Annotated in this window: 16 protein-coding genes and 1 tRNA gene; 9 read left to right on the forward strand and 8 right to left on the reverse strand. The window is 46.2% G+C overall.

Annotated features, from left to right (window positions below; translation table 11 throughout):
* The first annotated feature begins 83 nt into the window (after positions 1 to 83).
* The 4 genes from NDI42_RS18630 (at position 84) to cutA (ending at position 4097) form a co-directional block, all read left to right on the forward strand.
* On the forward strand, positions 84 to 1169 hold the full coding sequence (locus NDI42_RS18630) for a hypothetical protein (protein ID WP_190451093.1): 1086 nt from the start codon (positions 84 to 86) through the stop codon (positions 1167 to 1169).
* Between the two features lie 8 nt (positions 1170 to 1177).
* Positions 1178 to 2179, forward strand: coding sequence for a helix-turn-helix domain-containing protein (locus tag NDI42_RS18635; RefSeq protein ID WP_190451094.1), 1002 nt, complete (start codon positions 1178 to 1180; stop codon positions 2177 to 2179).
* A 610-nt stretch (positions 2180 to 2789) separates the two neighbouring features.
* Entirely contained in the window at positions 2790 to 3692 is a 903-nt protein-coding gene (locus tag NDI42_RS18640; protein ID WP_190451095.1) for a pentapeptide repeat-containing protein, read from the forward strand.
* Positions 3693 to 3758: 66 nt separating this feature from the next.
* The gene (gene cutA / locus NDI42_RS18645; protein WP_190451096.1) at positions 3759 to 4097 is read left to right on the forward strand and encodes a divalent-cation tolerance protein CutA; all 339 of its coding nucleotides are present in this window, start codon (positions 3759 to 3761) and stop codon (positions 4095 to 4097) included.
* 159 nt (positions 4098 to 4256) lie between these two features.
* Here the strand turns inward: cutA and NDI42_RS18650 are convergent, their stop codons facing one another.
* The gene (locus NDI42_RS18650) at positions 4257 to 5198 is read right to left on the reverse strand and encodes an ADP-ribosylglycohydrolase family protein (protein ID WP_190451118.1); all 942 of its coding nucleotides are present in this window, start codon (positions 5196 to 5198) and stop codon (positions 4257 to 4259) included.
* Positions 5188 to 5892, reverse strand: a complete 705-nt coding sequence (locus NDI42_RS18655; protein WP_190451098.1) for a PD-(D/E)XK nuclease family protein — start codon at positions 5890 to 5892, stop codon at positions 5188 to 5190. The genes NDI42_RS18650 and NDI42_RS18655 overlap by 11 nt, the downstream gene beginning before the upstream one ends.
* A 102-nt stretch (positions 5893 to 5994) precedes the next feature.
* Here NDI42_RS18655 and NDI42_RS18660 point away from each other — a divergent pair, with 102 nt between their 5' ends.
* On the forward strand, positions 5995 to 6132 hold the full coding sequence (locus NDI42_RS18660; protein WP_190451100.1) for a hypothetical protein: 138 nt from the start codon (positions 5995 to 5997) through the stop codon (positions 6130 to 6132).
* A gap of 54 nt (positions 6133 to 6186) precedes the next feature.
* Here the strand turns inward: NDI42_RS18660 and NDI42_RS18665 are convergent.
* Positions 6187 to 6258, reverse strand: a tRNA-Thr gene (locus NDI42_RS18665).
* A 113-nt stretch (positions 6259 to 6371) separates the two neighbouring features.
* On the opposite strand from NDI42_RS18665, the gene NDI42_RS18670 reads away from it, so the two are divergent.
* Positions 6372 to 6662 carry a DUF3493 domain-containing protein gene (locus NDI42_RS18670; RefSeq protein ID WP_190451101.1) on the forward strand — a complete coding sequence of 97 codons (291 nt, stop codon included), beginning with the start codon at positions 6372 to 6374 and terminating at the stop codon, positions 6660 to 6662.
* Positions 6663 to 6835: 173 nt separating this feature from the next.
* On the forward strand, positions 6836 to 7630 hold the full coding sequence (locus tag NDI42_RS18675) for an FHA domain-containing protein (protein ID WP_199310933.1): 795 nt from the start codon (positions 6836 to 6838) through the stop codon (positions 7628 to 7630).
* A 194-nt stretch (positions 7631 to 7824) separates the two neighbouring features.
* Here the strand turns inward: NDI42_RS18675 and recA are convergent, their stop codons facing one another.
* Together recA and NDI42_RS18685 are read right to left on the reverse strand one after the other, a co-directional pair.
* Entirely contained in the window at positions 7825 to 8907 is a 1083-nt protein-coding gene (recA, locus tag NDI42_RS18680; protein WP_190424336.1) for a recombinase RecA, read from the reverse strand.
* Between the two features lie 357 nt (positions 8908 to 9264).
* Positions 9265 to 9534: a hypothetical protein gene (locus tag NDI42_RS18685; RefSeq protein ID WP_190451103.1), complete on the reverse strand. Its 270-nt coding sequence runs from the start codon at positions 9532 to 9534 to the stop codon at positions 9265 to 9267.
* Positions 9535 to 9640: 106 nt separating this feature from the next.
* On the opposite strand from NDI42_RS18685, the gene xseA reads away from it, so the two are divergent.
* Complete coding sequence (xseA, locus tag NDI42_RS18690; RefSeq protein WP_190451105.1) at positions 9641 to 10882, forward strand: exodeoxyribonuclease VII large subunit; 1242 nt, start codon at positions 9641 to 9643, stop codon at positions 10880 to 10882.
* 26 nt (positions 10883 to 10908) lie between these two features.
* Positions 10909 to 11175, forward strand: a complete 267-nt coding sequence (xseB, locus tag NDI42_RS18695) for an exodeoxyribonuclease VII small subunit (RefSeq protein ID WP_190451107.1) — start codon at positions 10909 to 10911, stop codon at positions 11173 to 11175.
* Positions 11176 to 11318: 143 nt separating this feature from the next.
* On the opposite strand, the gene NDI42_RS18700 is transcribed toward xseB, so the two are convergent.
* From NDI42_RS18700 to NDI42_RS18710, 3 genes are all read right to left on the reverse strand, one after another.
* Positions 11319 to 12560, reverse strand: coding sequence for a DNA double-strand break repair nuclease NurA (locus NDI42_RS18700; RefSeq protein WP_190451109.1), 1242 nt, complete (start codon positions 12558 to 12560; stop codon positions 11319 to 11321).
* Positions 12561 to 12638: 78 nt separating this feature from the next.
* Positions 12639 to 13730, reverse strand: a complete 1092-nt coding sequence (locus NDI42_RS18705; protein WP_190451111.1) for a calcium-binding protein — start codon at positions 13728 to 13730, stop codon at positions 12639 to 12641.
* Positions 13731 to 13763: 33 nt separating this feature from the next.
* Positions 13764 to 15164: a calcium-binding protein gene (locus NDI42_RS18710; RefSeq protein WP_190451113.1), complete on the reverse strand. Its 1401-nt coding sequence runs from the start codon at positions 15162 to 15164 to the stop codon at positions 13764 to 13766.
* Positions 15165 to 15171 lie beyond the last annotated feature (7 nt).

Below are 15171 nucleotides of genomic sequence, written 5' to 3' on the forward strand. Positions count from 1 at the left end.
GATGAGATTTTTTAGGCGATTATTCATTTAAATGGTATTTGCCATCGAAACAAAAGCGTGCATCCTTTTTTTTTTGAGGACTTATGAGCAGCTCTTTGGAAAAGTCATCGGAAAATTCATCTACTTGGCAATCCATACTGGGTGTTCAAACCATTGTGATCGCTGGAATTGCCTGGGCGGTACTAGCACTGCTGTATTTTCTGCTGTTTAGCATTTCAGCGCCAGGGGAAGATCGTCCACTGTGGTACACGATTGGAACTTACATTTTTGAAGAAGTGGCTTATCTAGGCGCAGCAGTGCTGTGTTTTAGAAACTGGCGCTCTCCTCAGATTGTCAGCGGGCGTAACGTCTGGCTGGGATTCGGTATGGGAATGTTGTGCTATTTCCTGGGAAACTTGTTGTTTTGCTATTGGGAATTGGTTTTACATCAAGAACCAATTGTGTCGCCTGGGGATTTGTTTTTTGTGCCTGCCTATCTGTTTCTTGGCTGGGGCATGATTTTAGCGGTAATCTCAAGACGATTGAATCTAGAAATTTGGCAGTGGGCAGTTGTGGGCGCGATCGCATTCGTCGGTATTGCCTTGGCACTCTGGCTTTCCTTTGCCCCCCCCAAGCAGTCAACAGCAGTTTCAGTTGACTCACTACCTACTTCTTCAACGCAAGTGGCTAATGGGAATTTAGCCAAGAAAGCGAATGCCTACGGTACACCCACGGCCTACCCTGCTACCAAAGCACCAGCAGTCAAAACCGCTAAATTAGCACAAGGTAAAACCTCTGCTACAGGGGTTCTAGCTGCTACTGCTGAGCCAGCACCGCCCCCAGCCTGGGTTCTATCCGTCGAAAAACTACTAGAACCATTGGCGGGATTTTTAAACATCTTCTACGTAGTTATCGATATCTTCCTGTTGATTATTGCTGCAACCGTATTGTTAGCCTTTTGGGGGGGACGCTTTTCCCAATCTTGGAGGATGATTGCAGGAGCAGCTTTTTCCTACTATGTTGCCGATATGTGGCTTAAATACGCCGATACTTACATTGGCGATGAATACCAAAGTGGCGGACTATTGGAAGTGTTCTGGGTTTTCAGCGGTGTGCTTTTTGCCATCGGTGCTGCCCTAGAATTTGACACCTCCAGTCGTTCTCGCCGCAGCGGACGCAAACGTGCTTAAAAAGTGGCATGAGTGTGAGAAAACTCTCAGAATCAGATAAACGCGAAATCCTTAACCTATATCGACAGCCAGGAGAGACAACCTCAACCCTGGCTACTCGTTATGATGTCAGTAACTCGACAATTAGCCGCCTCCTAAAAAATCGTCTGTCCGAGAAGGAATATGAAGGTCTGATCCAGCAAAAGCGGGCTACTCGTAGCCATAGCAGCGTTTCGGAACCAACAGCCTCTGAGGAAGACGAACCACAAGAGACGTTGCCAGAAACCTTTGCACAAACCGAAAAAAGTGAAGAACCCTCTGCGGAAATCTTTAACTCCGAACGGCGACGTCGCAGGCGCTCGTCAGTGGAATCTTCGCTAGAGACAATAGACACTACGGAGGATGAAGAAAAACTTCCTTCCTCAGAGCTTCTTGGGACATCGTCCGAGCCACTGTTCGAGGTGGCAGTTGATTCAGCACAGACAGGTGGTGCCGAACGGCTGGATGATGATAATTACGCTGCCGAAGTCGAAGCCAGCGTTATAGAAGAGATGCTCTTAGAAGACCTGAGAGCTTTAGACAACGATGAGGATGATGAGGACGACGAGGACGACGACGAGGATGCAGATTTAGAAGACCTCGAAGACGAGGATTGGGACGATGATCCGCCAACGCCAAAAATTGGGCATCAAAGAGGAATGTTACGCGGTGAAAACCGCGAAGGAGTTCAAGTTTTACCCCTGTCCAACGCGGTGCTTCCCAAAATTTGCTATTTAGTCGTTGACCGTGCGGCAGAGTTAATCTCTCGTCCTCTCAAAGAGTTCAGCGATCTGGGACAAATTCCTCCCCAGGAGTTTCAGCAGAGAACGCTGCCAGTTTTCGACAATCACCGGGTGGCTAGACGGTTTTCCAACCGCACTCAACGAGTGATTAAGGTTCCAGATGGCAAGATGCTTCAGAAAACTTGTTCGCAATTGCAAGCTAAGGGAATTACCCGCTTGCTGATTGATGGTCAAGTTTACTCTTTGTAAGGGGCAGTTATGAAAAGCTGGCACGTTCTCCAACATGGTTGCTGCTCTCTAACGCTTCTGCCAGCCTGGTAGCCAATGTTTGTACCTGCTCAATGTAAGCGTCTTGCCTACGCAAGACGCTTACATTGGCTTGTTGTCAGCTAACTTTGGTCGCCGCTTACGCACCTCTGGAGCATTAATCTTGCAGACTGGCAATTAAAAATGGCTGCATATAGATTCGGTGGGATTTTTGATTCTAGCCCTCAAAAACCCATATTAAGCAGTTAATTAATAAATTTAGAACCGCTTATAGCCTAACTGACTACCGTATTTTTACTGAAAATAATTAGAGCCATCAATTTATATTAGTAAATTAACTTAAACTATTAATATTTTAAACTTTCTTAAAGAAAATATTTGTAAAGTGATGCAACTAACCCTTATAAAGCAGGGAGTCACTGAGAGTAAAATAATTATTAAGACTTAACTGAGCAACGAGTAAAGCTTGATGAAAAAGCAGTTGTAGCTATTAAGGTAGCAACAAACAAAGGCGGCTATTGAGCCAATGAAAGCTGGTATTTCTAGTCTCTTAAACAGTTTATATAACCTTATTAGCAGGGAGAGCGGCGCTATGGAAGTGAGCCACCTACTCAGGCTTTACGAAGCAGGACACAGAGACTTTGCAGGTGTAGACCTCAGCGGAGCAGACCTGCGGGGAGTTACTTTAATCGGGGTAAATCTCACAGGCGCTAACCTGATAGGAGCCAAGCTTAGTCGCGCTTTTTTAACTAAGTCAGACCTGACAAAGGCTTCCCTAAATTGGGCGGAGCTGAACTTTGTCAAACTCAGTGAAGGCAAACTGGTAGATGCAGATTTAACAAAAGCTAACCTTAGCGGGGCGTTTCTAGTGAAGTCAAAACTGCCTGGAGCTAAACTCAGTGGGGCAAATCTGTGCGCCGCCAATCTGCGGGAAGCTAATCTATGGGGAGCAAACTTGAGCGGTGCGAATCTGCAACGGATAAATTTGCGGGAATCAAACTTAAGCGGTGTTAACCTGAACTGGGCAAACTTAACCGAAGCGAGACTCACTGGCGCGAAGTTGTATGGCGCATCTTTAAATAGCGTTAACTTAAGTAGAGCTTTTTTGAAGGGATTAGACTTGGGTGGAGTTGATTTAGAGGGAGTCAACCTCAGCGATGCCAAACTGACTGGCGCTAACCTGGAAGGCTCCAACTTGGTAGCAGCTGATTTGAGTGAAGCGATGCTGCGCGGAGTTAACCTCAAAGGAGCAGACTTAAGGAGCGCTAACTTGGTAAACGCTTGTTTAGAGGGAGCAGATTTAAGCTGGACGATTCTCAGTAAAGCAGACTTTAGCGATGCAAATCTCAGTGAAGCAAAACTGGTAGGAGCAAACCTGGAAGGTGCCAAACTTAGCGGCGCTATACTGCCATCAGAAACACTAAACTCCGTCTATTCAGCAAACGTTTTCGCTATGACAGCGTTTGAAGAAGCAGTGGAACAAATGGTTGGATAAAAGCTTGACGACGTAGGGACACGACGGTGTTGCGTCCCTACACGAACTAATCATAAATTGCAGATTATGGATAAGGATTTTGCTACAACTGGCTACGGTGTAGTATTAGTAACGGCATCTTCGCAGGAAGAAGCAGAAAAGATAGCCCAAAATTTAGTACAATCTCGTCTTGCTGCTTGTGTTAGCTTGATGCCAGTGCATTCCATCTACACCTGGCAAGGAAAAGTGAACTCAGAACAAGAGTGGCAGCTGGTAATTAAAACAGATTTGGCGCACTTTTCCACCCTAGAAGCTAAGATTCGAGAATTGCACTCTTACGAAGTACCAGAAATTATTGCTCTCCCAATTTTGGCTGGTTCTCAACCTTATTTACAGTGGATTTCAGATAACGTGAATGAGAGATAAAGCCTAATCCCCAGCCCCCTTATCTTGCAGGGAAGGGGGTGAAAAAAGATAAGGCACGGGGGAGCAAAAAGCCCCTTTTATGTAAAAAAAATTCTTCTGCTTCCCGCTCTTCTTCTGAGGGGTTGTTCTTCGGGTGGAAGTAATTAGGGAGAGGTTTTCTTAAGTGTCAATAGCTGCTTCCAAACGTCTTCCCAAATCGATAATATCTTCAATTCTGGCAATTTGATTCATCCATTCTTCAGGAATATTTTCTACTCCGTAATAAATGCCAGCCAAACCGCCAGTAACAGCTGCTGTAGTATCAGTATCTTCGCCCAAGTTCACAGCTTTTAAAACAGCCTCAGAATATGAGGAGCTATTTAAAAAACACCATAGAGCAGCCTCTAGTGTATCAATGACATAGCCTCTAGACCGAATATCATCTATCGGTAAAGAGGCAATTTCACCACTGTTAACTCTATAAAAATGATGTTTTTCTGAAGCGTATAAAGGTTGAATGTAAATTTCTTGGGCATTTTGAATTCCCTGGAGATAGGCATCTGATGGAGCCATTCCTTGCAATAAACAAACGGCGATACTGATATAGATACCGCAGGCAATTTGACAGCGTAAATGAGCATGAGTGATGCAAGATACTTGATGTACGCGCTCAATTAATTTAGGAAAACTTAGAGTTTTGTGATAATAAGCTAAAGGCAAAATTCGCATCAAGGAACCATTGCCATTACTGTATTCATCTGTACCGCCAGCTTCTACAGGTGGGAAACCCTGTTGCAGACGCTCAAGAGCATCATAGGTGGTATTGCCGATATCGAAAACTTCACCGTGGGGAGTCCAGTAAGCTTCGTTTAACCAGCGGCAAAAAGAGGATGCGATCGCGTCTATTGAAAACCCGCTACATAGAGATTCTGCTAAACAGAAAGTCAGAGAGCTATCATCGGACCAAGTACCAGGAGGTTGATTATAAGTTCCGTAACCTAGCATAGTTTCCACTGGTGACTTCAGCCGCTCTACTCTATTGGTGAATTCGACTGGAACACCCAAAGCATCACCCACACAAACCCCGATCAGCCCTGCCAAGATTTTAGAGCTAGTTTGCATCATTTTTGCTTGCTCCTCGACGCTGCCAAAATTCTGCAATTCTTTTCTGCCATTGTTGCCAGTAAACTATCATTTTATCTGGATCGAACCAGAACACTTCAGCTTGCATTCCCGGAACTGCTACAACCACGCCAGCATGATTTAATTCAATACCGTACTCTTGATAAAACTGGTTGACCGCGCCGCAGTAAGCCGCCAACTGAATTGGCGCATCATGTAAGCGTTCTGCGGAACCTTTGGGTTTATCAGCAGTTTTCCAATCCAAGACGCAGGGGACACCTTTGTAACTAGCCACACAATCCACTCTCCCGGCATAAGTCAAGTCGTAGTGGAAAACAGAACCTTCCACTAAGCGCACCTCGTTAATGTCTTGCAAGACAGACTGCAAGCTCTCCCAGTAGGGTTTAGCGGCGTCTGGACAGGAGATATCCTCACCAAGCAGATAGCGCTGAATGTGCTTGTGGGTGGAAGTACCACGACGACTAGCAGCACCAGAAATGCGATTAGCTTCTTCTACTCCGACTCGGTTGCGCCAGTTGAAGAGTGCGTCTCGATCTTCTTGCGGTTTGGTAGCGTTAAGTATAGTTGTGACACTGGGGAAGCGATCGCCCTTAGCATCAACATAGTATTGTTTCCCGTATTCACGCACCGCTTTTGCACGGTGATGAGGCAGCAGATTGATGTTAAACGGCATTGGCAAATTCGTTTTTCTTTAAACTTTAAAAGGGTTGTCCAGAGGGGAGATTTTGATGACTCCTTCTTTATTTGAACAAGAATAAAAGTAGCGCAATTCTTTGTGGCACATCGTCCGTACACTTATAGTCCGTGGACAATCAGAATTAGCCTATCCACTTTTCCAGTCCAAGCGATCGCTAACTCACAGCGATCGCCTGATGATAGTCAAAATTCAATTTTTTTATTTAGCCAGATATAAATTACTTATACTAACTCAAACCCTCTATTTTTCTAGGGTTCAGACGTTTTTTAAAGCCGATGGTGAGATTTGAACTCACGACCAACTGATTACGAATCAGCTACTCTACCGCTGAGCTACACCGGCACTGCCAGTTTTTTATTATAACTGATGGAGAATCATTTCTGACAATAAGGTTTTATCCCAATGTTCGGTGCCATCGTGTAAAGATAGACTTAGATATGGGGGTATCGAGACTGATGGCACCAAATTTAAAAAATCGTAATAGTAATAGCAGAAACAATCAGCGAGTTGATCCTGAACTATATAAGCGCCTGAAAGCCGAAGCAGCCTCTCCCTACCGGGGTTTGAGGCAATTTGTTTACGTGGCGTGCGGTGCCTCTGGCTTCATTGGCGGAGTTGTTTTCTTCGCCCAATTAGCAGCAGGAAAGGAAATCGCCTCAGCCATTCCGAACTTGGGGCTACAAATTGGCGTTGTTGCCTTGATGGTTTGGCTGTTTCGCTTAGAGCAAAAAGCTGAACGTAAGTAATAAAGGAGAACAGTTCCCGTAATCCTGCGGATTCCTCTAAAGAGTAAGGCGATCTAAGCTAGAAGAAGGGGTTAGCCAAGTATTCTATCATTTCTGTGGGGTGTAATCTACTTTGATGCAATAAACCGGTGTGACTTAAGAACTAGCAATTCTAAACTTCCTGCTGACTGGTTATGGTCGTACCAGCAGAAGCCTTACCTAAAATTGAGTTCATCGCATACATGGAACTAGAACAACGCTTGGGTCTGTATCAGGTATTCCTTAAGCTCTACGAGCATCATCATGGTTTACTAGATGAGATCCTCAAGCTGGAAAATACGGGCAACAAATTTGTAAACGGGCTTGCACCTCGGTATATCCAAGGTGTCGTGCAAGATCGGCAAGTGTATCTGGTTACAAACTTAGTGGACGCTAAAACCCAGATGTTGTTTCAGCCGCAGGGGGTCTGGACGTTGGGAAGGTCGCGCCAGGCTGCTATGCCAATTGCCGATCGGCGGTTGTCTCGTCAACACGCAGTTATTCAATATATTGAAGACGATGGTTTTTATTTGGTTGACCTCAACAGTACAAATGGTACTTTTGTCAATGGGGAACCAGTTTATCAACGAATTCTTCTCAAGGATGGCGATCGCATCCGTCTCGGCAGTCTTGCTTTTTCCTTCTTTTTCGGCAGCAACACCGTTATGCTGGGCAATGTCCCTCCATACTTAATAGCGGAACTCAACGCTATCTCCAATGCACAAGCATCTGACACCCCAGAAGATGCAGAGGCACCTACATCTTCTATAAAATCTAGAGACAAGCAAACTAATCATCCCAGAGATACTTCAATCTTCCTGAAATCATCAGATATCAATGATGAGCTAATAGCTTCTGCTATAGAGCCTCAGTTAAGCCCCAGACAACAGTCAGAAATTTTAGACCGCTTTTTCAGCAGGCGAATTTCAGATGCTGGTACTCAGAAATAGCCGCTATGAATTTTAGATTTTATGTTAAAAAACCCGTTTTCTCTAAGAAAACGGGTTTTTTATATCATTAGGTTGCGTTGAGGCGCCTTGCCCAACATTATCAAGAAAAAGTTGGGTAACGCTTGCGCTCTACCCAACCTAAAATTATTCTTAATCCCACTGCATTGAGAGGATGATTTACTCCCGAAAAATCCTTAATCTTCCTCTAGCATTTCATCGTCTACATCCACGTCTTCAGCGTCAACTCGCGAGACGGTATTTGCTGCAACCACAGCTCCCATTTCAAGTTTTTGACGCACTTTCTGCTCAATATCTTTAATAAGTTCGGAGTTGTCTTCCAGGTACTTAATGCTGTTATCCCGACCTTGGGCGATGTTGTCACCGTTGTAGCTGTACCAGGCTCCCTTACGGGTAATCACTCCAGTTTGTTCGGCGAGGTCAACCAAACAGCCTAGTGTCGAAATACCCTTGCCAAAGATAATGTCAAATTCCGCGATGCGGAAAGGAGGGGCAACTTTATTTTTGGCGATTTTGACTTTGGCACGGATACCGAATTCTTCATTGCCTTTTTTCAGGGTTTGAATCCGCCGAATATCCAGACGAACTGAAGCGTAGAACTTCAGGGCATTGCCTCCAGTGGTGGTTTCTGGGTTGCCGTAGGTAACGCCAATCTTTTGCCGCAGCTGGTTAAGGAAAACTACCGTGCAGCCCGATTTACCAATGTTCCCAGTGATTTTACGAAGGGCTTGGCTCATCAAGCGTGCTTGTAAGCCCATGTGAGAGTCGCCCATTTCGCCTTCAATTTCAGCGCGAGGCACTAAGGCAGCAACGGAGTCAACAACCACAATGTCAACGGCAGCAGAACGAACCAACTGATCGACGATTTCTAGGGCAGATTCGCCATTATCAGGTTGGGAAACTAGGAGATTTTCAATATCAACGCCCAGTACGGCGGCATAAGCGGGGTCAAGAGCGTGTTCGGCATCGACAAAGGCAGCGACACCACCCGATCTTTGGACTTCCGCGATCGCGTGCAGAGCAACAGTTGTTTTACCAGAACTTTCCGGGCCATAGATTTCAATCACCCGCCCCTTCGGCAAGCCGCCGCCCAAGGCTAAGTCCAGGGTCAGCGCACCGCTGGGGATCGTCTCTACCCTCATGCGAGTTGCATCGCCCAAGCGCATGATTGCTCCCTTGCCAAAGCTACGCTCAATTTGGTTTAGCACCAGGCTCAGGGCTTTTTCCTTGTCGGGATTGTTCGTGATTTGGATAGCCATTAATGCCTCAAGAACAGAATCAGGAGTGGTGATTTTACTTCCGCACTTAGCAACAGTAGCTTTTGTGCGGGCTGCTCCGCCTCACGGACTGGAGCTTCCTGTTTCAATGGCTGTTGACTTCAAAGCAAACAAGCTTTTGCGCCTCTACAGCCTCCACAGGCAGAAACGATGATATCCACCGCCTTTTTAGGATACATAATGAATGCTTGTTTGAGCTTTTCACTCAGGTTTTACCCTTTTTTTGGGTTCTTGAGTGAGTAGGTTTTTCCACCGATGGCATTGCCCCATTTAGGTTCATCACCAAAGCTGAAAAATGCCCAAAACAGCTACAAAATTTAACTTCCAGCTATTTTTATTCTACCACTTTTGGTGGCAAATTAGAGCGCGATCGCCCTTTCCTCCTGCTATACCCTGGATACTGCTGTATCCTGACCAAGCTAGAAGATATGAACCTATATTGTAGTTCAAATGTTCTACTTTAACCGAAAGCTGAGGGATAAATTGAGCAAAAAACGCCTGATGCTTGGAGAGAATAGAACTCAGGCATCGGGTAGTACATCTCAAGTCACCAAGTTTGGGTGCAAATGCTGAAGTTCTAACCAATTTAGCCAAAAGTTCCTGATTCATCTCAATCTCGCTACCCTAGAGACATAATTAGCATGACAGCTAGTGATTTAAGGCATCTTCTGCATCCACCAGGGCTACAATTTCTATATTTTTCTTTCTTTAAGCGATGAACCACTATATTCCTAACCAGCTGGTTCCAGATACAGCTGTGTCGGTGGCTGGGTTAACATCCTACATACAGCAGCTCTTAGAGCCAGATGAGCAGCTGCGCCAAGTCTGGGTGACTGGGGAAGTCTCCAGCGCATCCAAGTATCCCAGCGGGCTATTCTTCACGCTCCAAGACCCGGACGCTAAGGCGACAATTAGTTGTGTGGTATGGAAAAGCCAGCTAAACAAATTGATGCAGCTGCCAGTCCAGGGGGAGCAGTTAATTATTTTAGGTAGTATTCGAGTTTATCCCCAGCGAGGACAATATCAACTAATTGTTTGGCAAGCATTACCTGGGGGAGAAGGGTTGCAGGCGTTGCGTTATCGGCAGCTGCGAAATCGGCTGGAGGCAGAAGGGTTGTTTGATCCAGAACGCAAGCGATCGCTTCCTACCCATCCTCAAACTATCGCTGTTGTCACCTCACCGCAAGCAGCCGCCTGGGGTGATATTCAACGCACACTCAAGCAACGTTATCCAGGTTTACACGTCTTATTTTCACCAGCATTAGTACAGGGCGAACAAGCACCACTATCTATTTTGGCAGCGATTGAGCGGGTGGAACGAGATGGTCGCGCCGAGGTGCTAATTTTGTCTCGTGGTGGTGGTGCGGTGGAGGAGTTGACTTGCTTTAATGATGAACGAGTAGTGAAAGCGATCGCTAATTGTTCTATCCCTGTGATCACTGGAATTGGTCATCAGAGAGATGAATCTTTGGCTGACTTGGTTGCTGATGCCTATGCTCATACTCCCACAGCTGCCGCTGAACAAGCGGTTCCTGAACTCGCGACTCTTTACACCGAACACCGAGAACGCATTGAAGCGTTGAATGAGGCTGTGAATGAACAGTTTCAGACCAGCCTTTCCCAACTGCAACGACTCAAAAACTTGTTGCGGCGTTTGCCAATAGATCGGCAAATTCGGCAAGAAAAGCAAGGAATCGCCTGGAAGCGTCAACAACTGGTGCAGGTAACAGCACAGCATCTCCAAAACGCAAGCCAGCACACCCAGATGTTGCGGCAAAAACTAACCACTCTCGATCCGCAAAGTGTCCTTGCCAGAGGCTACGCTGTGGTAAGGCAACAAGATGGCGCGATCGCTCGTTCTACTGATGGGTTAGAACTGGGACAGGAACTACAAATTCAGTTGAATAAAGGACAAATTAAAGTCAAAATTAGTGAAATTATAGATACAAAAGAGTAGTTTGTAAATTTATACTTGTATTTCTTATGAGCAAATCCACCAGCACCAGCGACGCCTCAAAAAAGAAGCGATCCAATGCCCAACTACCGCCAGACTGGAACTACGAAGCTACTGTTGCCAAAGTTGAAGCTTTAATTAGGCAAATTGAAGCTGGTAAACTCGATCTAGCCCAGGTTTTTGATGAATTTAATACCGCTGTTGAATATTTGCGGCAATGCGAAACTTTTTTACAAGAGCGACAGCAGCAAATGAACTTATTAATTGAAACATTAGAGGATGATTCTAAAGACTAGAACAATTTAATTTTTCGTAGTAGCTAAGCTACTTAGGGCGAAGGATTCGCGGCAATAATTTTTCGCTTAGCTTCGATATTTTTTAACACGAACGTTTTGCCCCTACGATTTGATATCTTACATGTTTATTAGCTTAACCAGGCTTAGGCGATGCTACCGCGCTTTCTAGCTTCCTTGTAAGAAGTTCCGACATTTCTCAAACCAGCTTTAATCATTTGTTGTTCGAGGAGGGCGAAAAAACGAGCGCGATCGCCTCCTCGGACAACAGCCTGATTGTGCGCCTCTGCTAGAGCCACTGGATAGCCATAACCTTTCTGTACCTGAGCTAGCATTAAACTTAAGGCAGAGTCAAGCTTCTCTGGATTTTCGGCTACCCAAGCGGGAACCTCTACGCGGGCGATTTCTGTTCCCACGTGGACATAGCAGAAGTAAATTTGGTGTGCCCCATACAAGTCGAGAATTCGCGCAGAACTACGCCACAAGGTACTGCGTTGTCCAGGCTGAAGTTGGGAAGCCCAAAGGAAAGTATCGCGCAAAGGGTCAAAAACTTGGCAAGGTGCGCGATCGCTTTGACCGGGACAATGAGTCATGCAATCGGGGGCTGGGTGAGGACAAGCTGGTAAACGCAGGAAGTTAAGCGAGTCACTGCTGCGAGAAGCACTCAAGTAGCCCATTATGGGAATTCCAGCCTCGCGCAGAGCGTCCCAAGCTTCTAAAATTGGAGGCAGAATGCGATCGCGTGCTTCCCCCGGTAATTGTTCCAGAAACCAGTAAATTAGCGAACCATCCACCATCGCTAAAGTAGGGACTGGGGATTGGGGATTGGGGACTGGGGACAAGGCGGACAACATTTTTTTTCCCTTGTCTACCTCTCTCTGATTCACCCAATTGCAAGCTAGTTCTGCTAAGACCGACGTTTCGGAAGCGGTGCGTCGATAACCCATCCATTCCTCAGTGCGAATTCCCCACTGACGAGAAACGTACAAATCTTCAGGTTGGTAAAAAACTTCTGGCAGACTATCTAAAAGCGGGTGTAAACTTTGCCCATAATGTAGCATCACCCGACCGACGTTAATCAAATAACAGTAGGCGATTTCGTGGTGATTTGGGGCAATTTGGGAACCGTCTGTAGCTATGACGGTGTGACACGCTGGGGGAATTGGTAAATCGATGCAGGTAGAAAGGGGTTCGACTGGTGTAGCGGCATTAAAAGTTATGCGATCGCGCCACTTTTCTTGACGCTGCACCAGTTCTGCCTGTTGCGTTTTAGCTAGGATAAAAAATTGCTGGGCGCGTTCCAAGCGTTGGCGACTAGCAGCCGCCTCCAAAGTTAGGTGCTGACTAATGCCCTGCATTTGCCGCGCGAGTTTCGTTAAGTCCAGCATAGTTAAGCTACCAGCTTTTTGCCTATCAGCTATTAGCTTAATTGATGAAGCATCAAGATGCTCAGATTGAATTTATTGTTATGCAAAGACGAGAACATCAGCGTTAGTCATCGCCAGTCCAGTAGAAAGGGTGGCAAATTGCACTTGTGCAGTTCCACCAATACCGTCTTTATCAAAGAACAAACCGCCAGTTGTGCTGTTGTAAATGAAGCGATCGCTTGCATCCCCAGCACTTGCACCAATGTGGAACTGCGAAGCGGTAATTGCTGCATTTGCCGTTAGTCCTGCACCTTGGAAGTAAGCACTAGCTCCCGAAATGCCAATGGTGTCTTGTGCTAGTGAGAAATCAACAATTCTATCCACACCTTCCACCGATGGATCGATGAAGTCAAAGCGATCTGCACCGCGACCGCCTTTGAGGGTGTCATTGCCAGTACGACCCATCAGGATGTCGCTACCACTACCACCGACTAAAATGTCGTTACCCATCATGCCATTCAGGATGTCGTTCCCACCCCTGCCATACAGATAATTGTTGCCATCGTTCCCGGTGATAGTGTTGTTGAGGTTGTTACCCGAACCAGTGGTGCCAGCTAGGAGGATGAGTTTTTCCAAATTGGTACCCAGCGTGTAACTTCCCGGCGAACCTAGAGTAACTACAACTGTATCTATACCAGCATTCAAGCCTTCGTTGATGGTGGTGGTGGAAGCAGGATCGATTCTATAAGTATCATTACCTGCGCCACCATTGAGAATGTTGTTGCCGTCTCCACCAAACAGGGTGTCATCGCCATCGCCACCATTGAGAATGTTGTTGCCTGCATTCCCGATGATAATGTTGTTGCCAGCATTACCCGTGCCATTAATGTTGGCATTACCTGTGAGAGTTAAATTTTCGACGTTGGCGCCCAGCGTCCAAGTAACGCTTGATTGAACGCCGTCAAAGCCAGCATTTACTGCTTCGACAACGACATCATTGACGTTATCAACGATATACAGATCGTTACCCGCGCCACCTTCCATGCGATCGCTACCCGTACCCCCATCGAGAATGTCGCCGCCATCTAAACCGCGTAGGATGTCATTACCTGCTAATCCGTTAATCTCGTCATTGCCATTAGTTCCGTTTAAGGAGGGGTCGTTGCCATTAGTTCCGTTGATTATTGCCATATTCTTGTACCTTGTTAGGGAAATTTATAGTGTTTATGCGACGACGATATCAGCGTTGGTCATCGCCAGTCCAGTAGAAAGGGTGGCAAATTGCACTTGTGCAGTTCCACCGATACCATCTTTGTCAAAGAACAAACCGCCAGTTGTGCTGTTGTAAATGAAGCGATCGCCTGCGTCCCCTGCACTAGCACCGATGCGGAACTGCGAAGCTGTAATTGCCGCGCCAACTGTTAGCCCCGCGTTGGCAAACATTGAGCCAGAACGAGTAGCAATGCCAATCGTGTCGTCTACTACTGAAAAATCCGTAATCCGATCTACAGCGCTTGACTTGCCATGAAAGTAAAACTTATCGGCACCAATGCCGCCTGTAAGTACGTCGCTGCCACCTCCACCCACCAAGGTGTCGTTTCCCGGGTTACCAATTAGGGTGTCATTACCTGCTTTTCCTTTAAGAGTGTCATTGCTGTAATCTCCCCTTATTTCGTTGCCCAGTTCGTTACCTGTGCCATACATAGAAACGCCACTACTGATGCCATATAAATACAGGTTTTCCACGTTGGCACTAAGCGTCCAAGAGTCCCTAGAAAAAACCAAGTCCGTACCACCATTTACGCCTTCAACGATGGTTTCGGTGCCTTTAGTAACGTTATACATATCCCAGTGGAGGGTATAAGTATCGTTACCATTTCCACCGATGAGGATATCTTTGCCGCCTCCACCAACGAGGGTGTCATCGCCATCACCACCATTTAGAGTGTTATCGGCGCTATTTCCTTGAAGGAGGTTGTTAAAAGCATTACCTGTACCATTTATCGCCGCCGTACCTAGAAGAGTCAAATCTTCTAGGTTGGCACCCAGCGTATAGCTGACGAAAGTTTGAACTATGTCTCTGCCACCGTTGGCAGCTTCGATAATGGTGTCGGTGGTATCGTTGATGACATAAGTATCGTTGTCAGCGCCACCATTTAGGATATCGCTTCCGCCTCCTCCCGCAAGGAAATCATTGCCAGCGCCTCCAATTAGCGTGTTGTTAGCATCATTTCCGATCAGGGTGTTGCTACTAGCATTACCTGTGCCATTGATGTTGGCATTACCTGTGAGAGTTAAATTTTCCAGACCATCACCCAGTGTCCAAGTAATGCTCGATTTAACCGTGTCTGTGAAATATGGAGCAGAAGGATTAGAAGAATTGCTATCTTCAATAATTTGGTCGCCTATGTTGTCAACAATGTAGGTATCGCTGCCATCTCCACCCTCCATGCGATCGGCACCCGTACCGCCATCTAAAATGTCGTCGCCAGCTAAACCGAATAAACTGTCATTGCCAGCTAGTGGTCTGTCAAAAAAGAATTGACGGATAATAGAAATGTAAGCAACCCATAAACAATGCCAGCCAAACGATATATTGTTTCCCTGACAAATGAGGAACGGCAAACGCTAG

Origin of the sequence: Funiculus sociatus GB2-C1, assembly GCF_039962115.1 — a bacterium.
Lineage (GTDB): Bacteria > Cyanobacteriota > Cyanobacteriia > Cyanobacteriales > FACHB-T130 > Funiculus > Funiculus sociatus.